We start from the raw sequence: 19,466 nt of genomic DNA, 5'->3' as shown, positions 1-19,466 counted from the left end.
CAGTTCAGGAGGTGAGGACCGGCTCCAGGAAGCGGAGCGTGCCCGCCTCGGTGTCGAGCCGGGCCCGGACGCCGATGGGGTAGGTCTGCATCGAGATCCCGTGCCCGATGTCGGCCCCGGCGAGGACGGGCACGCCGAGGTCGCCCAGCCGCTCCGCCAGCATCCGGTCGACGTCGCGCGGCTCGCCGCAGTTGGTGAACGTGCCGAGCAGGATGCCGGCCACGCCGTCGCTGTAGGTGGCCCGGCGGAGCTGGGTGATGTACCGGTCCATCCGGAACAGCTCCTCGTCCACGTCTTCGAGGAAGAGGATCGCCCCGCGCGCGGGCAGCGAGGTGTCGGTGCCGAGCGAGGCGGCCAGCAGCGTGGCGGTGCCGCCGAGGGTGTGGCCCTCGGCGACGCCGGGCACGACCGTCCGGGCGTTGGGGAAGACCAGTTCGGTCACCGACTCCGGGTGGAAGAGCAGCTTCATCAGCTCGTCGAAGTCGTACTCCCCCGGCCCCTGGTAGAAGCCGTCGCAGGCGACCATGGGCCCGAACAGCGAGACCCAGCCGAGCTTGACCGCGATCGCCTCCAGCAGCGCGGTCACGTCGGAGTACCCCACCACGACCTTGGGCCGGGCCGGGTCGATCGCCGACCAGTCGACCAGTTCGAGCGTGCGCTGCATGCCGTACCCGCCGCCGGCGCAGAAGACCGCGTCGTACGCGGGGTCGCCGAGCGCCTTGGTCAGGTCGGCCGCCCGCAGGGCGTCGCCGCCCGCGAGGTAGTCGTACTCGGTGCCGCCGACGCGGGTGGAGGAGAACACCTCGGGCTTGAGGCCGACCTCCTCCATGGCGGCCAGGCCGCGGTCGAGGTTCGCCTGGTTGGGCGGGCTGCTGGCGGCGATGACCGCGACCCGGGCGCCGGGCCGCAGAGCGGGCGGGTGGAGGAAATCGGTCACGGGGAAAGCTCCTTCACTGGACGAGGTGGCAGGCGGCGAGGCTGGACGCCGACGGGTCGCCGGTCAGGACGGGCAGGTCCTGGCCGTCACAACGCGAGTCCTGCTCGGCCGCCCTGAGCGGGCATCGGGGGTGGAAGCGGCAGCCACCGGGGACGGAGGTCGGGTCCGGCGGCTCGCCGGTGAGCAGCACGGGCGGCTCGCCGGAGTCCGGCAGCACCGACAGCAGGGCCCGCGTGTACGGGTGCTTGGGGCGCAGCAGCACCTCCTCGACCGTACCGGTCTCGACGATCCTGCCGAGATACATGACGGCGACACGGTCCGCGATGTTCCAGGCCAGGCCGAGGTCGTGGCTGACGACCAGCGCGGACAGGCCGAGCGAGTCGCGCAGCTCCAGGATCAGTTTGAGGATCTCACCCCGGACCGAGGCGTCGAGCGAGGCGACCGGCTCGTCGGCGACGATGACCGACGGTTCGAGCGCGAGCGCCCCCGCGATGACGACGCGCTGTTGCTGGCCGCCGGACATCTCGTGCGGGAACCGGCCCGCGAACTGCTCGGGCGGGCGCAGCCCCGCCTTGGCCAGCGCGGTGTGCACCCGCTCGCCGAGCCGGTCGGTCAGGCCGTGCAGCCGGGGGCCTTCGGCGACGGCGTCGAAGACGTTCTGCCTGGGGTTGAGCGCGCCGCCCGGATCCTGCAGGACGAGCTGGGTGTGGCGACGGTACGCCTTGAGCGCGGCGGCGGAGTAGCCGAGCGGCACTCCGTCGCTGAGCACCTGGCCGCCTGTGGGTTTGACCAGCCCGACCAGCGCTCTGGCCAGCGTGGACTTGCCGCATCCGGACTCGCCGACGAGTGCGACGATCTCGCCCTGCCCCACCTGCAGGTTCACCCCGTCGACGGCGCGCGCGGGCGCGGCGCCGCGGCGCGCCGGATAGGTGACCATCAGGTCGCGGACTTCGAGCACGGGCTTCACGCGCCGCTCCCTTCCAACACGCGCAGGCACGCGGCCTCGCGCCCCGGGCCGCTCGGCCACAGCTCCACGGTCTCGGTACGGCAGGCGTCCGTGGCCTCGGGGCAGCGCGGCTCGAAGGCGCAGCCCCTGCTCTCGTTCAGCTTGGCCAGCTCGGACGGCGTGGGCGGGTCACCGGGCAGCCCCGCGGGCGCGAGCCGCGAGGCCGGATCGCCGATCGTCGGGAAGGCCCGGCCGAGCGCCCGCGTGTACGGGTGCCGCGGCTCGGTGATGAGCTGCTTGGACGGGCCGATCTCGGCGACCTGCCCCGCGTACATGACGGCCAGCCGCTCGCACATGTGGGACAGCACCGACAGGTCGTGGCTGATCATGATGACGCCGATGCCCGACTCGCGCACCAGCTCGCCGAGCAGGTTCAGCACCTGTGCCTGGACCATGACGTCGAGCGCGGTGGTCGGCTCGTCCGCGATGATCAGGTCGGGGCGGCAGGCGAGCGCCATCGCGATCATGATGCGCTGGCGCTGGCCGCCGGAGAACTCGTGCGGGTACGAGCCGAGCCGCCGCGACGGCAGGCCGACGCTGTCGAGCAGTTCGGCCGCCCGCGCGCGGGCCGTCTTCTGGCCGACCTTGTCGTGCAGCAGGATGGGCTCGCAGATCTGCTCGCCGATCGTGCGCACCGGGTTGAGGGCGCTCATCGCGCCCTGGAACACCACGGAGGCCGCCGACCAGCGCACCGCGCGCAGCCGTGCCCACTTGGCGGTCAGCAGGTCCTCGCCCTCGAACAGAACCTGGCCGGTCACCTGGGCGGAGGACGGCAGCAGCCGGAGCAGGCTGAGCGCCATCGTCGACTTGCCCGAGCCCGACTCTCCGGCCACGCCGAGGGTCTGGCCGCGGTCGAGGGTGAAGCTGACCCCGCGTACGGCGGGCACGGTCCGCCCGCCGCCCCGGTAGTTCACCCGCAGGTCGCGCACGTCGAGCATGGGCACCGCGGCCCGCTCCTCCGGCGCGTGGCTCTGATCCGTCGCCGTCACCGGCCCACCATCCTCGGGTTGAGCACGTGCTCGACGGCCCGGCCGACGAGCGTGAAGCCGAGCACGACGATGAGGATCGCGATGCCCGGCGGCATCAGGTACCACCACGCGCCCGCCGTCACCGCGCCGCCCAGGAACGCCGCCTGGAGCATCGACCCCCAGGTCACGCTGGTCGGGTCGCCGAGGCCCAGGAAGGTCAGCGTGGCCTCCGACAGGATCGCCGAGGCGACGGTGAGCGTGCTGGAGACGAGGATCAGCGGCATGACGTTGGGCAGCACGTGCCTGATCATGATCTGGGTGTTGCCCGCGCCCAGCACCTTCGCCCGTTCGATGAACGGCCGCGCCTCGACGGAGAGCGTCTGGGCGCGGACGAGGCGGGCGGTCGCGGTCCACGAGGTGACCGCGATGGCGATCGTGATCGACGCCGCGCCCTGGCCGAGCACGGCCGAGAGCGAGATGGCCAGCGGCAGGCTGGGCAGCGCGATGAACCAGTCGGTCACATGCATGAGGATCTTGCCGATCCAGCCCTGGTAGTGCCCGGCGAGCAGACCGACCGTGCTGCCGAGGACCACGGTGAGCGCGGTGGCGATGAGGCCGATGCTGAGCGACTCGCGCGCGCCCCAGATGACCAGCAGCAGGACCGAGCGGCCCGCCTGGTCGGTGCCGAGCGGGTAGCCGTCGACGGGTGGCGACAACTGCGGGCCGTCCACCTTGATGACGTTGAGCTGGTCGTCGCCGATGAACAGCGGCGCGGCGAGGGCGAGCACGCCGAAGGCGACGAGCAGGCCGAGCCCGGCCAGCCCGGCGGGCCGCTTGGCGAACGCGCGGCAGAAGCGGCTGAACGCGTGGTGGCGCGGGACGTCGAGCCCGGCCGGAGTGTCGAGCGCGCTCATTGGGCCCGCACTCTCGGGTCGAGGAAGCGGTAGACCACGTCCGCCAGCAGGTTCATGATGATCACACTCGCGCTGAAGACGATGAAGGTGCCCTGAAGCAGGGGCAGGTCGGGGATCCTGAGCGCCTCGTAGGTCAGATAGCCGAGGCCGGGCCAGGAGTAGACGGACTCCACCGTGATCGCGCCGCTGACCAGGATGCCGAGGTGCATGAAGATCATCGTGACCGAGGGCAGCAGCGCGTTCGGCACCGCGTGACGACGCCGTACGGCGTCGTCGGTCAGGCCCTTGGCCCTGGCGGTCAGCAGGTACGGGCTGCCCATCTCGTCGATGATCGAGGAACGCATGACCGTCACGTACTGGGCGAAGACCACGAGCACCATGGTCAGGCAGGGCAGCACCAGGTGCTTGGCCACGTCGACGATGTGCGCCCAGCCCTCCTGCGGCAGCGAGGGGTCGCTCATGCCGCCCGCGGGCAGCAGGCTCGGGATCGGGCCGATGCCCACGCTGAAGGCGATCAGGAGGATCATGCCGAGCCAGAAGGTCGGCACCGACCACAGCATGAGTGAGGAGCTCGACGCGATCCGGTCGAACAGGCTTCCGTGCCGCCAGCCGCTGCGGATGCCCAGCCACAGGCCGAGCGCGATCGACAGGGCCGCGGCCGTGCCCATGAGGAGCAGGGTCGGCCCGAGCCGGTCGAGCACCAGCGACGAGACCGACTGCTGGAACTGCCAGGAGTAGCCGAGTTCACCCTTGAGCGTGTTGCCGACGAAGGTGAGGAACCGCTGCCAGATCGGGTCGTCCAGGCCGAGCTGGAGGCGTACCTGGACGAGCTGCGCCTCACTCGTGGGGCGGCCCCTGGTCAGGGTGCGGACCGGGTCGGCCGGCATCAGGCTGAAGATGACGAAGCCGATGACCAGCGTGACCATGAAGCTGACCAGGGCCGCGACCAGCTTGGAGCCGAGGTAGGGCAGGAGGTCGGATCGCCTGACCCCCTGCCCCTTGGCCTTGGCGGGGCCCGCGGTGGTGAGGCTACTCACGGTCGTCCGCGCTCGAGCGGCGCTTGAGCGCGATCCCGCCGCCGACGAGGACGAGGAGCAGGACGGCGCCGCCGATCCACAGCGCGCTGCCGCCGCCGCTCTCCTCCTTGGCCGCGGTCGCCTCGGCGGCGGCCGGCGTGGCCTTGAGGTAGCCCCAGAACGAGTAGCTCTGCGCCGGGTACATGCCCTGCGCGTCCGGCTGTCCGGTGACTATCCCGGTCACGGTGTCGGTACGGGCCACGTCGAGCATGTTGTGGTTGAAGTGCATCTGGTTGACGTCGGCCTTGTAGAGGATGCTCTGCATCTCACCGACGATCTTGGCTCGCTCGGCCTGGTCGAACGTGGTGAGCTGCTTCTTGAACAGCTCGTCGTACTTCTCGTCGCAGAAGAACGAGTCGGTGTTGCCCGCGGTGCCGTCGTCCTTGGGCAGCGCGGCGCAGGTCTGGATGCCGAGCAGGAAGGTCGGGTCGGGGCCGGTGGTCCAGCCGTCCATCAGCAGGTCCCAGTCACCCTTGGCCAGGTCGCTGTTGAGCGCGCTCATGCTCAGGGTCTGGATCTTGAGCTTGATGCCGACCGTCTCCAGCCAGCCCTTGAGGTAGTTGGAGATGCCCGCGTCGTCCGTGTCGTCGGCGTGGATGCCGAGGCGCAGCTCCAGCGGCTTGCCGCTCTTGGGGTCGACGCGTACGCCGTCGCCGCCCTTGGTGTAGCCGGCGTCGTCGAGGATCTTGTTCGCCTGGTCGAGGTCGAACGGCGTCTCCTCGCCGGGGGCCGGCTTCCAGGTCCACTGCGGCCAGGCCGGGGGCAGGTAGCCGGCGCCGGGCACGGCCAGGCCGTCGCGCACCTTGGCGACAAGGGTCTTCCGGTCGGTGGCGAGCGCGATCGCGTGGCGCACCACCGGGTCGCCCAGCGCCGGGTGGCCGGTGCCGATCTTCTTGCCGGTGCGGGTCCGGGCGTTGTAATTGATCTCCAGGCCGGTCCAGCCGTTGCCGACCTCCTGGATGGTCAGCAGGTTCTTGTCCGCCTGCAGCGCCTTGAACTGGGTCGGGTTGACGTTGTTGATGTAGTCGAGCTGGCCGCTGCGCAGCGCGGCGACCGCGGCGTCCACCGACTTGAAGCTCTGCTGGACCATGTGGCCGAAGCCGGGCTTGCCGAGGACGAAGTCCTTGTTGGCGTCGAACTTCGCGTACTGCTCGGGCTTGTAGTCCGTGAGCGTCCACGGGCCGTAGCCGACGAGCGGGAAGGTGTCGTTCTTGTAGTCCTTGAGGTTCTTCGCCTGCGACTCCCAGATGTGCTTCGGCACGATCGGGATGCCGCTGCGGGGGACGCTCACATAGGTGACGTTGGCCTGGGGCTCCTTGGTCTTGATGACCAGGGTCGTCGCGTCGGGCGCGGTGACCGACTCGAAGTTGCTGACCAGCGAACCGTTGGCGGTGCCCGCGACCGCGTCGGTCATGATCAGGTTCAGCGTCCAGGCGGCGTCCTCAGCCGTGATCGGCGTGCCGTCGCTCCACTTCAGGCCGTCCCTGAGCGTGAAGGTCCAGGTCAGCTTGTCGTCCGACTGCGTCCACGACTCGGCGAGGTAGGGGCCGGGACTGCCCTGCTCGTCGAGGGAGTTGAGCGTCGGGTAGACCCCGGCGAAGACGTCGTAGGCGCCGTCGAAGAAGGCGAGGAACGGGTTCAGCGTGTCGACGCCGGAGCCCGACATCTTCACCCGCAGTGTGGTCTCTCCCTGCCCCGACGGCGCGGACGCCGCGGCGGCGGATCCGGACGATGACGCGGTCGCGGTCGCGGTTCCGGCGGGGAGCGTGACGCCGGCGAGCAACGTCCCGCTCAGCGCGCAGGCGGCCAGGGCCGACCGGCCGCGCCGCGAATTGCTTGTCCCCATTGATATCTCCTGGGTGGTTCAGCAGCCATGTGTCCAGGAATGCTGGCGATCACGGATCACATCCCCAAGAGCCGTGAGGCTTTACGGCCCTCAGCATCGAAAAACGCGACGGTTCTGTTTCTCCGGCCTCGCGGGGGCCTAGCCTGAGCCGGTACGAGCGCCGCTTCCGGAGACCCCCGGTCAGCGCGGACAGCCGTACCGGGAGTGCCTGGTCAGCGCGGGTAACCGTACCGGCCGTGGAGGCGGACGAACCTGGCCAGCGTGAGGACCTGACGGCGCTCCAGCCCGGCCGGGACGCGCTCGAACAGCACAACCTCCTCCTGCCCGCCGGTGCCGATCGGCTGCACCAGGCGGCCGCCGACCCGGAGCTGCCCGGTCAGCGGCGCGGGCACCTCGGGATAGGCGGCCGACACGAGGACCGCGTCGTACGGCGCGCGCTCGGGCACCCCACGGCTTCCGTCGCCCGTGAAGACCTCGACGTTGCCCACGCCGTGGCGGGCCAGGTTGTTCCGGGCCTCCGCGCAGAGGTCGGGCCGCAGCTCGATCGTCACGACGTCGGCGGCGAGGCGCGCGAGCAGCGCGGTCTGGAAGCCGAGGCCGGTGCCGACCTCCAGCACGTGCTCGCTCCCGGTCAGCCCCAGCCCCTCGATCATCCGCGCCGACAGCGACGGCTGGGTGGTCACCTGGCCGTGCCCGATCGGCAGCGGCACGTCGTCGTAGGCCCCGTCGGCGAGGTCGGCCGGGACGAAGCCGGCCCGGGGCGTCGTCCGCACCGCGGCGAGCAGGCGCTCGTCGCGGACGCCCTCGGCCCGCAGGATCTCGGCGAGGGACTCGGGCGACCCGGGCACGGTCACGCCTCTCGCGCCGCGAGCATGCCGTCGACGTCAGGATCGCCGACGACCCGGACCCCGAAGCCGTGGCTGACGCGGTCGAGGGTCGCCCGCAGCCACTCGACGTCGTCCGGCGCGGCGCGACACAGCCGCATCCGCCGGGCCCGCAACGGCGCCATGCGCAGCGCGGTCGCCCGCCCCGACTCGGGGTCGAGCGAGGCGAAGTACAGCAGGCGCAGGTCGTCGCGGAACTCCTCGTACCCGGTGATGCCCTCGTAGTCGTCCACCAGGTCGCCGCAGCCGTACAGCACGATCCGGCCCCGGTGCAGCTCGATCGGGCGCGGATGGTGCGAGGAGTGGCCGTGCACGAGGTCGACGCCGCCCGCCACGAGCGCGTGCGCGAACCGGACCTGCGTCCGGGAGACCCGGTACCCCCAGTTGGAACCCCAGTGGATGGAGGCGACGGCGAGGTCGCCGGGCCGCTTCGCGCGGCGGACCCGCTCGGCGATCGCCGCCGCCGCGTCCTCGGAGAGGTCGTCGACGAAGTCCACACCCGAGCGGCCCGCGGTCGCCGCCCAGTCCTCCGGGATGCCGCTGGAGGCCATGCCGAACGAGAAGAACAGCAGCCGCCCGCCTCCCGGCAGCGGCACGGCCACCGGCGCCCGCGCCTGATCCACGTCCCGCCCGGCGCCGGCGGCGGGCAGGCCGGCGGCGGCGAGCGCGTCCAGGGTCTCGGCGAGGCCCGCGCGGCCGAAGTCCAGGACGTGGTTGTTGGCGAGCGCGCACGCGTCCGGCCGGGCCGCGGCCAGGCAGGGCAGGTTGGCCGGGTTCATGCGGTAGTGGACGCCCTTGCCGGGGACGAACGCGCCGTCGCGCGTGACGCTCGTCTCCAGGTTGAGCAGCCGCGCGTCGGGGGCGGCCTCGTCGAGCAGCGCGAGCGCCTCGCCCCAGGGCCAGGTGACGTCCACCGGGCGCGGGATCGGCCCGTTCACCGCCTCGGCCAGTTCGACGTACGTGCGGGCGTCGCCGACGTGCGCCTCGCGCAGCGCGGGGTTGCCGGGGTGCGGCAGGATCTGGTCCACACCGCGGCCGAGCATGACGTCGCCGCCGAGGAACAGCGTCACCGGACGCGCGCCCATACCTCCATGCTATGCCGAGCGAAAATAGAACAAGTTCTTGCCAGCCGGCCGCCGGTCGGTGATGCTGAGGCGCGTGACTCCTCCGCTCCGTGAAGGGAGCGGCTTCTCGCTAAGCCGCATCCGCAGCCTCACGAAGGGCAAGCCCTGCCCTGAGGATGTTGATCGCCGCGTTTGCATCGGCGTGCGCGGCATGCCCGCACGCCACGCAGGCGAACTCGGCCTGGGTGACGCGGTTCTCCTTCGCGCAGCGCCCGCAACGGGCGCACGTGCGGGAGGTGTTGGCGGGATCGACTGCGATCAGCTCACGACCGGCGCTTTCAGCCTTGTGCGCGAGGACCGTCAGAAACACCCCCCAACCCGCGTCCAGAATCGAACGGTTCAGACCGGACTTGGCCGCGACATTCCGGCCGGGCGCCTCGGTCGTGCCGCACGCGCTGCGGGTCATGTTCGCGATCCGCAGGTCCTCATGCACGATGACGTCATAGTCGCGAACCAGCGTGAGCGCGGTCTTGTGTGCGGTATCCAGACGTTTACGGCGGACCTTGGCATGCAACGCCGTGACCCTGGCCACGGCCTTACGGCGCCGCTTGGAGCCCCGCTTCTTACGGGCGAGAGCCTGCTGGGCCGCCGCGACACGATCGGCGGACGCTTGCAAGTGGCGCGGGTTTGCCAGGTGTTCCCCGTCGCTGGTCGTGACGAGCGATGCAACGCCCATGTCCAGGCCGACGACCGCCCTCGTGGCCGGGAGCTGTTGGGCGGGAACGTCGTCGCAGGACAGGACCACATACCAACGGGAGCCTTCCCGCTTCACGCTGACCGTCTTCACCCGGCCGCGTATCGCGCGGTGCTGATGCACACGGACATGCCCGACCCCTTGAAGGCGGACGAACGTGGCGGTGGGGTGCTCCGGTTGGGAGACCCACCGGCAGCCGTCGCCGTCCTTGGGCCACTCGACGGTGTCGAACCAGCCACGTCCTTTGAAGCGGGGGAAGCCCGGCTTCTGCCCGGCCTTGACGCGGCGGAAGAACGCGGTGAACGCCTTCTCCAACCGGCGGAGCGTGGCCTGCTGGGAGGAGAACGACCAGCGGCCCTGACCGGCGGGGTCGTCGGCGCGGATGTGCTTCAGCTCGCCGGACTGGTCGCCGTAGCGCACGGTCACGCCCGCCTTGCCGTAAGCAGTACGGCGGTGCTCCAACGCCGCGTTGTACAACATCCGGTGGTCTTCCAAGCACTGCGCGAGCGCGGCGGCCTGTTTGCCGGTGGGGCGCAGCAAGAACTTGTACGACCTGCGCACTCCCACCTCCCACGTTCAGTAACGAGATCGCCACGCTATCGGCAGCCGCCGACAAAACCCGAAGGGAGGGAGCGCGGATTGCCCCGCCGGCTAAAGCAGGCGGTCCCCTCCGCGCCGATCTGATGGATCCGACCACTCTCGAAGAGATCCGCCAGGTGAAGTACCGCTACCTGCGCTGTCTGGACCTCAAGCTCTGGGACGACTTCACCGACACCTTCACCGACGACGCCGTCGCGGCTTACGACACCCCAATGCTCCGCGAGCCGCTGCGCCTGGCCGGGCGGGACGCCATCGCCGGCTACATGCGCGCCACCCTGGGCGCCGGCATGATCACCACGCATCTCGTCAGCCACCCCGAGATCGAGGTCGGCGGCGACGACGCCACGGGGAGCTGGTGCCTGGAGGACACGGTCATCGTCATGGAACACCGGCTGCTGATCCGGGGCGCCGGCTACTACCGGGACACCTACCGGCACTGCCCGGACGGGCGGTGGCGGATCAGCGCCACCGGCCACGAGCGGACATACGAGTTCTCCGTCTCCCTCGACGACCTGCCGAGCCTGCGGTTCACCGCGAACCGCTGGGCATCTCCCGCCGGGGCCTGACCGGCGACCTGCCGCCGAGCTCGGCGGTGACCGCGCTCGCGGCCGCCGCCAGTTCGGAACCGCGCCGGGCGATCTCCGCGCCGGTGACGGACGCGCCGACGTGCAGGGTCAGCACCATCTCCTGCCCACCGCCGGCGTCGTACGTGGGCGCAGCGACGAGGTGCACCGGGTGCCTGCGCCGCGGATCGAGGTCGGCGCCCAGGTAGACGCGCTCTCCGAGGCTCGACACCATCTCGCCGACCAGCGCGCGCACCTCCTGCGGCAGCTCGTACGCCGCGACCCCGGCCATCAGCGAGTGGAGCCGCATGCCGGCCGGGGTGAGGCTCTCCACGAGGTATCCGGACTCCCGGCACCGCTCGACCACGGCGCGCAGGTGCTCGCGGTCCATCCGCACCGGCAGCGTCGGCTCCTTGGTCAGCCACCGGTCGAGCTCCTCGTCGGGGCCCCACAGCACGTACATCAGCCCGACCGGCGGGGCGAACGGGTAGCGCTCGCCCACCTTGACCGGCGGCGCGCCGGACGGGACCACCGCCTCCAGGATCATGATCTCGTCTCCGACCACGGCCGAGGCGGTGCACGTCACGCCGTACCGCTCGGACAGCGGCGAGAGGTGGCGCCGCGCGACTTCGCCGGAGAGGAGTTCCCCCTGCGCGGCCCGGCCGGCCGCGACGAGGGCGGGGCCGAGGCCGTACGTCAGCGTGCGCGGGTCGCGCACCAGGTAGCCGGCCGCGACCAGCTCGGTGAGGATACCGAGGCACGTCGGCTTGCTGATGCCCAGCTCGCGGGCGAGCGCGGACAGGCCGAGGCGGCGGCCCCGGGCTGTGACGAGGTGGTCGATGACGGCGACCACGCGCTGGGTCGGCGGCGAGCTCCTCGGCGTCGGCATTGACCATCTCCTAGAACCAGTTCTACGCTCACGTGGACGACAACCTACCGCTTCGGTACATATCTGTACCGCGATCCGAGGGGGTCCGGTGGCCACGCAGACATTCGCCCAGGCGATCGCCGAGGCCGAGCGGATCATCCGCTCGGCGCCGCACGTGCGGACCGATCAGGATCTGGCCGAGGGGCTCGACTACCTCTCCGGCAGCATCAAGGCGTCGCTGCACCTGGCCTGGGCCTACGAGCGCGACTTCCCGTTCTTCGTCGCCTCCACCGGGCCGTACGCCAAGCTCGGCCTGGACAACCCCGACACGCTCTACTTCCACGCCTACATCCGCGACGACGCGGAGTACGTGGTGTCGGGACGGCGCGGCACCACGTCCGACCTCAGCTTCCAGGTGCTCAACGGCGACTACTCCCCGGCGCGCTCGCCCGACAGCCTCACCGCGTTCGACGACCGCGACATCGAGATCGCCCCGGACGGAACGTACGAGCTGCGCTTCGGGCCGGCCGGGTCGGGCGGCGGGCCGAACCGTTTCACGCTCGGGCCCGGCTCGGCGATGCTGGTCGTGCGCGAGGTCTTCAGCGACTGGGAGAACGAACGGCCCGGCGAGATCCGGCTGCACCGCGCCGGCACGCTCGGCTCCGCTCCCCCGCCACGCTCGCCCGAGGCGATGGCCAAGCGCTTCGACGTGGCCGGCCGGATCCTGGTCGCGCGGCTGCGCACGTTCCTCGCCTTCCCCGAGTGGCACTACCTCTCGCTGCCGGTCAACACGATGACGGAGCCGCGGCCCACACCCGGCGGCCTGGCCACGCAGTACTCCTCCGTCGGGCACTACGACCTCGACGGCGACCAGGTCATGGTGATCACGGTGCCGGCCGCCGCCCGCTCGGACGCGCCGTACCAGGGCTTCCAGCTCGGCAGCATGTGGTACGTCTCGCTGGACTACATCAACCACCAGACGAGCCTGACCGCCGACCAGGCCCGGATCGATCCCGACGGGATGATCCGCTACGTCGTCAGCGAGCGCGACCCCGGCCTGGCCAACTGGATCGAGCGCACCGGGCACCGCCGCGGATACCTGCAGTTCCGCTGGCAGCGGCTCGCGCGCGAGCTCAAACCGGAGGACGGCCCCGAGGTGGAGGTGCTCCCGTTCGACGAACTGCCGCGACGCCTCCCCCATTACGAACGGCAGCGGGTGAGCCCGGGGGAATGGGCGGAGCGCGTCGCCGCCCGCCAGATCGCCGTCGCCCGAAGGATGCTGGGCTGATGGCGGCGCAGGACCCCGTGGAGGACCCGATGTCGCTGGAGGGCAAGGTCGTCGTCGTCTCCGGCGTCGGGCCGGGCCTCGGCCGCGCCCTCGCCGTACGATCCGCGCGCGCCGGAGCCGACGTGGTGCTGGCCGCGCGCACCGAGTCCCGGCTGGCCGAGGTGGCCGAGGAGGTCGCGGCGCTCGGCCGCCGCGCCCTGACCGTGCCGACCGACATCACCGACGAGGCGTCGTGCCGCCGGCTGGCCGACGCCGCCCTGGAGGCGTACGGCCGGGTGGACGGCCTGGTGAACAACGCCTTCGCGATCCCGCCGCTGGCCGACCTGGGCACGGTCGACCTCGACGCGGTGCGGGCCGGATTCGAGACGAACGTGCTGTCCACGCTGCGGCTGACCCGCCTTCTCACGCCCGCGCTCGCCGAGGGCGGCGGCTCCGTCGTGATGGTCAACTCGGCGGTGCTGCGGCACTCGCGGCGCACGTTCGGCGCGTACAAGATGGCGAAGACGGCGCTGCTCTCCATCGCGCAGAGCCTGGCGACGGAGCTGGGGCCGCGGGGTGTTCGGGTCAACTCCATCGCGCCCGGATACATCTGGGCGGACAACCTGAAGTGGTACTTCCGGTCCCTCGCCCGGGAGCGCGGCGTCACCACACGGCAGGTGTACGACGAGACGGCCGCGACGACCGACCTGCGCCGGCTGCCCGAGCCCGACGAGGTCGCCGACGTCGCGGTGTTCCTGCTGTCCCCGGGGGCGCGGGCGGTCACCGGGCAGTGCCTGGACGTCAACTGCGGCGAATGGCACCACTGACCCGGAGGTTCGCGATGACCACAGGACGCGACGCCGTCCGTACGGATGTCGGCACGGTCGAGGATCTGCACGCCTCGGCCCGCAAGATCACCGGCTTGGCCGACTTCGGCGCGGACGCCTACCTGGACGGCCTTGAGGTGCTGCTCGACTCGTACGCGAGGGAGGCGGCGCTCACCCCGCTGGGCCGCCGGGCGCAGCGCTCCTTCCTGCGCGGCGCGCTGGCCGCCCGGCTGTGGTCGGAGGAGGCGTGGCGGCGGCACCCGGAGCACGCGGACGTGCCCGTCGAGCGGCCGATCTTCGTCACCGGGCTGCCGCGCACCGGGACCACGGCGCTGCACCGGCTGCTCACCGCCGACCCCGCGCACCAGGGGCTGGAGGTGTGGCTGGCGGAGGCGCCGCAGCCGCGCCCGCCGCGCGAGACCTGGGCGGACGACCCCGTCTACCGGGCGATCCAGTCCGGCTACGAGCGGCACCACGTGGAGAACCCCGAGTTCATGGGGGTGCACTACATCTCGGCCGACATGGTGGAGGAGTGCTGGCAGCTCCTCCGCCAGTCGATGCGGTCGATCTCGTTCGAGTGCCTCGCCCACATCCCGGCGTACTCGGCCTGGCTGGACGGGCAGGACTGGACGCCGGCCTACCGGCGGCACCGGCGCAACCTCCAGCTCATCGGGCTCCGCGACGCCGGCCGGCGCTGGGTCCTGAAGAACCCGAGCCACCTGTTCGCCCTCGACGCGCTCCTCGCGGTCTATCCGGACGCGCTCGTCATCCAGACGCACCGCTCCCCGCGTACGGCGATGGCGTCGATGTGCAGCCTGGCCGCGCACGCGACCGCGGGCTGGTCGGAGGCGTTCACCGAGGCGGTGATCGGGCGGGACCAGCTCGACCTGTGGAGCCGCGGCCTGGACCGGTTCCGCGCCGAACGCGCGAAGCATGACCGGGCGCGCTTCTTCGACGTCCACTACGACGACTTCGTCCGCGACCCCATGGGCACGATCGAGGCCGTCTACGCCCACTTCGGGCTGCGTCTCGGCGACGAGGCGCGTACCGCCATGGCGCGGATGCACGACGAGAGCCGCTCCGGCCCGCGCCGGCCGGCGCACCGGTACAAGTTGTCGGACTTCGGCCTGACCGGCGAGGAGATCGACGAGCGGTTCGCCGGCTACGTGGCGAGCCTGGCGCGCTGACCCGGGGCCGGCCGCACCGGTGGAGTCCCCGGTCGCCGGACCGGGGCTCCCGCTCTCAGCTGCTCTCCACTCCGCGCGGTGAGCGGTCCGAGTTCATCGGGAACCATCGCTCGGATCCGGCCATCCACGCCGCCATGGCGACACAGCCGGTCTCGAAGGCGGTCAGGTCGCCGCCCCAGCGCGACCCGCCGGAGCGCCGCGTCGGCCACAGCAGCAGCGCGCCGGCCGCGAGGTTGAGCCCGGCCCACGCGGCGTTGACCGCCGGACCGGATCCGTGTCCGGCCAGAGGGGTGAAGTGCCGCCGTCCTGTGACCGCGGTGGCGAGGTGCGGCGCGCTGTTGGCTATCAGCACCCCGGCGACGAATGACCGGATTTGCGATGATTTCATGGCGGTCAGCATAGATCGTCTTCTGCCGCTCACCGGGGACGGCTCTGGCGCGCTCACCCGCCGGGCCGGATCAGGCCGCTCTCGTAGGCCAGGATGACCAGCTGGACCCGGTCGCGCACCTCCAGCTTCGCGATGGCCCTGGTGATGTGCGTCTTCGCGGTGAGCGGGCTGATGACGAGGCGCTCGGCGATCTGGTCGTTGGACAGTCCACGCGCGACCAGCCGGACCACCTCCAGCTCCCTCGTGGTCAGGGTGGCCATCCGCCGTCCGGTGTCGGGAGCGAGGTCCTGCCGGTGGGCGAACTGCCCGATGACGCGGCGGGTGACGCCCGGGGACAGGAGCGCGTCTCCGGCGGCGACGGCGGCGACCGCGCGGCGCAGCTCGGTCGGCTCGACCTCCTTGGTGAGGAAGCCGCTGGCTCCGGCGCGCAGCGCGGCGAACACGTGGTCGTCGGTGTCGAATGTGGTCAGGATGACGACGCGGCAGCCCGCGGTCGCGGGGTCGGCGACGATGCGGCGCGTGGCGGTGATGCCGTCGGTGCCCGGCATGCGGATGTCCATGAGGATGACGTCGGGGCGGGCGCTCGCGGCCAGCCGTACGGCCTCCGCGCCGTCGGCGGCCTCGCCGACGACCGTGATGTCCCGCGAGCGGGCCAGCAGGCTGCGAAAGCCGGCCCGTACGAGCGCCTGGTCGTCGACGAGGAGCACCTTGATCGTCACGGTGAGGAGTCTGCCAGAGGGACTCGGGCCTTCACGGCGAAGCCGCTGGGAACCGGCCCGGCGGTGAGCGTGCCCCCGAGGGCGCTCACCCGCTCGCGCATGCCGGCCAGGCCGTGCCCCTCTTTGATGCCGGCGCCGCCGGCGCTTCCGTGTCCGTTGTCGACGACCTCGACGCTGACCGAGTCCGGCTGGTAGGCCACCGTCACCTCGGCCGTGGTCGCCCCGGAGTGCTTGAGCGTGTTGGAGAGGGCTTCCTGCACGACGCGGTAGACCGCGACGGCGCAGGTGGCCGGGACGGCCGAGGGGTCGCCGCGTTCGTCGAGGGTCACCTCCAGTCCGGTGGCGCGGGCGTCGGCGACGAACGCGCCGAGCGACGCCAGATCGGGCTGAGGCACGGTGCCGGTCGGGGACGTCCGCAGGACGTCGATGAGGGCGGCGAGGTCGGCCATCGCCCGGTTCCTGACGTCCTGGGCGAGGCGGAGCGCGGCGGCGGCCTCGGCCGGCGCCTCTTCCAGAGTGTCCGCGGCGACGTTGAGATGGACGCCGACGACGGCCAGGGTGTGGGCGACGGTGTCGTGCACCTCCTGCGCGACGCGCAGCCGCTCCTCCGCGGCGCGGGCGCGCCCGTCGGTCTCACGCAGCCGATCGCGCCAGCGCAGCGACGCGGCGTAGAGGAGGCCCGCGCCGATGATGAACGCCAGCAGCAGCGCCTCACCGACGGTGTGGGTGAGGTAGCGGGCCATATTCCGGTCGATGACCCAGCGGAAGTCGACGGCGGAGTAGACGAGCTGGGCGACGCCGATGGCGGCCACCCAGCGCACCCGGGGCGTGGCCGCCGCGGTGAAGTACGCCGCCCATATCGGCCAGATCCAACCGTTGGGGGGTTCGTTGGTGAGGTGGTAGGCGAAGATCGCGGCGATGGACAGCAGCAGCACGATCATCGGCCAGCGGCGCCTGACGAGCAGGAGCGCGCCGAGGAACAGTGCGAGGGGGATCACCGGGATGGTGCCCCCCCAGGGCGACTGCACCCCGGAGGCGAGGGCGACGGCGACGAAGATGACGACGGTCAGCACGGCGAGCGCACCATCGATGACCTTCGCGGAGTGCCGGACGGAAGCGGGTTCGCGCCGCTGTGACAGTGCGGACATGTGACGCCTTTCTGGGAGGACGGCGGTCACATTAGGCCGGACCGTGGCCGGCCCGCGTCGTCCGTTCACCGTCACCTGAGCTCCCACCGTTCGCGGTACGCGTACACCGAACGGAGTAACGACGGCCTCGCACGCCACCCCGTCCGCGGGGACCGGGCGTCAGTCCGGGACGGCGTCGCGGGACGACGCGCCGCGCGGCTTCGTGCGGACGTGCATGCGTTCGCCCTGCGGCCCGAACAGGCTGAGGACCTCCACCGGCGCCTCCCCTGTGCTGCCGAACCAGTGCGGCAGCCGGGTGTCGAACTCCGCGGCCTCCCCCGTTCTGAGCACGATGTCGTGATCGGCGAGCACCAGCCGCAACTTCCCGCTCAGTACGTACAGCCACTCGTAGCCCTCGTGCGTACGCGGGTCGGGCGTGCTGCGGGTGGTGTTGATGATCATCTTGAACGCCTGCGGCCCGCCGGCGTGCTGGGTCAGCGGCATGATCGTCGAGTCCCACTGCTTGATCGGCTTCAACCGCACCCGCGGGTCACCGACCTGCGGCGCGCCGACGAGCTCGTCGAGCGGCACCTGGTAGGCGCGGGCGAGCGGCAGCAGCAGCTCCAGGTTGGGCCGACGCTCGCCGGATTCGAGCCGGGACAGGGTGCTGGCCGAGATCTCGGTGGCCTCCGCGAGCTGGGTCAGGGTGATGCCGCGTTTCTTGCGCAGCGCGCGCAGCCGCGGGCCCACGGCGGCCAGGACCGCGGCGTCGTCGGTGTTTGCCATATCGGCAAGATAACTTGTCCGTCCGGCAGGCGAGAGAGCAGCGTATAGACCCACGAGCGAGAGGAGTCCCACGGTGGACGAGACGTACGACGTGGTCGTGGTGGGCGGCGGCGCGGCCGGACTCAGCGGCGCCCTGGCGCTGGCCCGGGCGCGGCGGTCGGTGCTGGTGGTCGACGAGGGACGGCCGCGCAACGCGCCCGCCGGCCACGTGCACAACTACCTGGGCCGGGAGAGCACGCCGCCCGCCGAGCTGGCGGCGGCCGGGCGGGACGAGGTGACCCGGTACGGCGGGCAGATCGTCAGCGGGCGGGCCGAGACCGCCGCGAAGGACGGCGACGGCTTCCTGGTGACGCTGGACGACGCGCGCCACGTGCGGGCGCGGCGGCTCCTGGTGACCACCGGCGTCGTGGACGAGTTGCCGGACGTGCCGGGGCTGGCCGAGCGCTGGGGGCGCGACGTGCTGCACTGCCCGTACTGCCACGGATGGGAGGTCCGCGACCGGCGCATCGGCGTCCTGGCGACCGGGCCACTGGCCTGGCACCAGGCGGAGATGTGGCGGCAGTGGAGCCCGGACGTACTGGTCCTGCTGCACCACACCCCGCCGCCGGACACGGAGCGGGCCGAGCGGCTGGCGGCGCGCGGGATCGTCGTCGTGGACGGTCCGGTCGCGGGGGTGGAGACGGACGGCGACACGCTCACCGGCGTACGGCTGGCCTCGGGCGAGGTCGTCACGCTCGACGCGGTGGTGGTCGCGTCGCGGCTGTCCGCCCGCGCCGACGTGCTGGAGTCACTCGGGCTGAAAACGGTCGAGGTGGAGATCGGCGGCCACGTCGTCGGCACCCGGGTCCCCGCCGACCCGACCGGAGCCACCGCCGTCCCCGGCGTCTGGGTGGCGGGCAACGTGGCCGACGTACAGGCTCAGGTGATCGCGTCCGCCACCGCGGGCCTGACGGCCGGCGCCGCGATCAACGCCGACCTCATCGCCGAGGACACCCGCGACGCCGTCGAGGCGTACCGGGACCAGGCGCGGACGATGTTCGAGCGGGATGCCTGGGAGGAGCGCTACCGCGCCCGCCCGGCGCTGTGGAGTGGCCGCCCCAACCCGCAGCTCGTCGCCGAGGCCGCCGAGCTCACCCCCGGACGTGCGCTGGACGTCGGCTGCGGCGAGGGCGCCGACGCGATCTGGCTCGCCGAACGCGGGTGGCGCGTCACCGCGGCCGACATCTCCACCACCGCGCTTGAGCGGGCCGCGGCCCACGCCGCCGCCGCGGGCGCGGGGATCGCCGACCACATCACGTGGACGCACGCCGACCTGCGCGACCAGCCGCCCGCCGAGGGCGCGTACGACCTGGTGTCGGCGCAGTTCATGCACCTGCCCGGCGACGCGCGGCGGGACCTGTACGCGCGGCTGGCCGCCGCGGTGGCTCCCGGCGGGATCCTGCTGATCGTCGGACATCACCCGTCCGACCTCTGGACCACCGCCCGCCGCGGGGTGTTCCCGGACGCGATGTTCACCGGCGAGGAGATCGCCGCCGAGCTGGACCCCGCCGCGTGGCAGGTGCTGGCGGCCGAGAGCCGCCCGCGCCCGGTGACGGACCCGCAAGGGCAACCCATCACCGTCCACGACGCCGTCCTGGTCGCCCGCCGCCGCTCGCTCGACACCCGGACGCCCGCCGTCTGACGTG

Annotated in this window: 19 protein-coding genes; 5 read left to right on the top strand and 14 right to left on the bottom strand. The window is 72.0% G+C overall.

The features are described from left to right. Positions 1-4: 4 nt before the first annotated feature. The 9 genes from AWQ71_RS32370 to AWQ71_RS32330 all read right to left on the bottom strand — a co-directional run bounded on the left by AWQ71_RS32370 (position 5) and on the right by AWQ71_RS32330 (position 10,010). Positions 5-937 (bottom strand): S66 peptidase family protein, encoded by a 933-nt coding sequence (locus AWQ71_RS32370; protein ID WP_067140541.1) that lies wholly within the window; start codon positions 935-937, stop codon positions 5-7. Positions 938-950: 13 nt separating this feature from the next. After that, entirely contained in the window at positions 951-1,874 is a 924-nt protein-coding gene (locus AWQ71_RS32365) for an ABC transporter ATP-binding protein (protein ID WP_245658708.1), read from the bottom strand. A 26-nt stretch (positions 1,875-1,900) separates the two neighbouring features. Further along, positions 1,901-2,881: an ABC transporter ATP-binding protein gene (locus AWQ71_RS32360; RefSeq protein WP_067140674.1), complete on the bottom strand. Its 981-nt coding sequence runs from the start codon at positions 2,879-2,881 to the stop codon at positions 1,901-1,903. Positions 2,882-2,928: 47 nt separating this feature from the next. Further along, complete coding sequence (locus AWQ71_RS32355) at positions 2,929-3,825, bottom strand: ABC transporter permease (protein WP_067140535.1); 897 nt, start codon at positions 3,823-3,825, stop codon at positions 2,929-2,931. Next, positions 3,822-4,862 carry an ABC transporter permease gene (locus tag AWQ71_RS32350; RefSeq protein WP_067140532.1) on the bottom strand — a complete coding sequence of 347 codons (1,041 nt, stop codon included), beginning with the start codon at positions 4,860-4,862 and terminating at the stop codon, positions 3,822-3,824. The genes AWQ71_RS32355 and AWQ71_RS32350 overlap by 4 nt, the downstream gene beginning before the upstream one ends. Next, entirely contained in the window at positions 4,855-6,747 is a 1,893-nt protein-coding gene (locus tag AWQ71_RS32345; protein WP_067140529.1) for an ABC transporter substrate-binding protein, read from the bottom strand. The genes AWQ71_RS32350 and AWQ71_RS32345 overlap by 8 nt, the downstream gene beginning before the upstream one ends. A gap of 212 nt (positions 6,748-6,959) precedes the next feature. Next, positions 6,960-7,595 (bottom strand): protein-L-isoaspartate(D-aspartate) O-methyltransferase, encoded by a 636-nt coding sequence (locus tag AWQ71_RS32340; protein WP_084259536.1) that lies wholly within the window; start codon positions 7,593-7,595, stop codon positions 6,960-6,962. 2 nt (positions 7,596-7,597) lie between these two features. Then, a complete protein-coding gene (locus tag AWQ71_RS32335) occupies positions 7,598-8,716 on the bottom strand; it encodes a CapA family protein (protein WP_067140523.1) in 1,119 nt (372 codons plus the stop codon). A gap of 109 nt (positions 8,717-8,825) precedes the next feature. Next, on the bottom strand, positions 8,826-10,010 hold the full coding sequence (locus AWQ71_RS32330; protein ID WP_245658695.1) for an RNA-guided endonuclease InsQ/TnpB family protein: 1,185 nt from the start codon (positions 10,008-10,010) through the stop codon (positions 8,826-8,828). Between the two features lie 122 nt (positions 10,011-10,132). Between AWQ71_RS32330 and AWQ71_RS32325 the strand changes: the two genes are divergently transcribed. Beyond that, positions 10,133-10,615, top strand: coding sequence for a nuclear transport factor 2 family protein (locus AWQ71_RS32325; RefSeq protein WP_067140517.1), 483 nt, complete (start codon positions 10,133-10,135; stop codon positions 10,613-10,615). Here the strand turns inward: AWQ71_RS32325 and AWQ71_RS32320 are convergent. After that, positions 10,578-11,501: an IclR family transcriptional regulator gene (locus AWQ71_RS32320; protein WP_067140515.1), complete on the bottom strand. Its 924-nt coding sequence runs from the start codon at positions 11,499-11,501 to the stop codon at positions 10,578-10,580. The two genes, AWQ71_RS32325 and AWQ71_RS32320, sit on opposite strands and share 38 nt — an antisense overlap. An 88-nt stretch (positions 11,502-11,589) precedes the next feature. Between AWQ71_RS32320 and AWQ71_RS32315 the strand changes: the two genes are divergently transcribed. The 3 genes from AWQ71_RS32315 to AWQ71_RS32305 are packed head-to-tail and all read left to right on the top strand — an operon-like array spanning position 11,590 to position 14,761. Beyond that, on the top strand, positions 11,590-12,768 hold the full coding sequence (locus tag AWQ71_RS32315; RefSeq protein WP_067140512.1) for a hypothetical protein: 1,179 nt from the start codon (positions 11,590-11,592) through the stop codon (positions 12,766-12,768). Further along, the gene (locus AWQ71_RS32310; protein WP_245658694.1) at positions 12,768-13,574 is read left to right on the top strand and encodes an SDR family oxidoreductase; all 807 of its coding nucleotides are present in this window, start codon (positions 12,768-12,770) and stop codon (positions 13,572-13,574) included. The genes AWQ71_RS32315 and AWQ71_RS32310 overlap by 1 nt, the downstream gene beginning before the upstream one ends. A 14-nt stretch (positions 13,575-13,588) precedes the next feature. After that, the gene (locus AWQ71_RS32305; RefSeq protein ID WP_067140509.1) at positions 13,589-14,761 is read left to right on the top strand and encodes a sulfotransferase family protein; all 1,173 of its coding nucleotides are present in this window, start codon (positions 13,589-13,591) and stop codon (positions 14,759-14,761) included. A gap of 55 nt (positions 14,762-14,816) precedes the next feature. Here the strand turns inward: AWQ71_RS32305 and AWQ71_RS32300 are convergent, their stop codons facing one another. The 4 genes from AWQ71_RS32300 to AWQ71_RS32285 all read right to left on the bottom strand — a co-directional run bounded on the left by AWQ71_RS32300 (position 14,817) and on the right by AWQ71_RS32285 (position 17,781). Beyond that, entirely contained in the window at positions 14,817-15,149 is a 333-nt protein-coding gene (locus AWQ71_RS32300) for a hypothetical protein (protein ID WP_157570711.1), read from the bottom strand. A gap of 53 nt (positions 15,150-15,202) precedes the next feature. Next, the gene (locus tag AWQ71_RS32295; RefSeq protein WP_067140503.1) at positions 15,203-15,868 is read right to left on the bottom strand and encodes a response regulator; all 666 of its coding nucleotides are present in this window, start codon (positions 15,866-15,868) and stop codon (positions 15,203-15,205) included. Continuing rightward, positions 15,865-17,016 (bottom strand): sensor histidine kinase, encoded by a 1,152-nt coding sequence (locus AWQ71_RS32290; protein WP_084259531.1) that lies wholly within the window; start codon positions 17,014-17,016, stop codon positions 15,865-15,867. Before AWQ71_RS32290 ends, AWQ71_RS32295 begins: the two co-directional genes overlap by 4 nt. A gap of 159 nt (positions 17,017-17,175) precedes the next feature. Next, positions 17,176-17,781 carry a helix-turn-helix domain-containing protein gene (locus tag AWQ71_RS32285; RefSeq protein WP_067140500.1) on the bottom strand — a complete coding sequence of 202 codons (606 nt, stop codon included), beginning with the start codon at positions 17,779-17,781 and terminating at the stop codon, positions 17,176-17,178. A gap of 73 nt (positions 17,782-17,854) precedes the next feature. Between AWQ71_RS32285 and AWQ71_RS32280 the strand changes: the two genes are divergently transcribed. Continuing rightward, the gene (locus AWQ71_RS32280) at positions 17,855-19,462 is read left to right on the top strand and encodes a bifunctional NAD(P)/FAD-dependent oxidoreductase/class I SAM-dependent methyltransferase (RefSeq protein ID WP_067140497.1); all 1,608 of its coding nucleotides are present in this window, start codon (positions 17,855-17,857) and stop codon (positions 19,460-19,462) included. Positions 19,463-19,466 lie beyond the last annotated feature (4 nt).

The sequence above is a fragment of the Microtetraspora malaysiensis genome (assembly GCF_001528665.1).
Taxonomy (GTDB): domain Bacteria; phylum Actinomycetota; class Actinomycetes; order Streptosporangiales; family Streptosporangiaceae; genus Microtetraspora_A; species Microtetraspora_A malaysiensis.
This window is presented reverse-complemented; position numbering and strand designations above follow the sequence as displayed.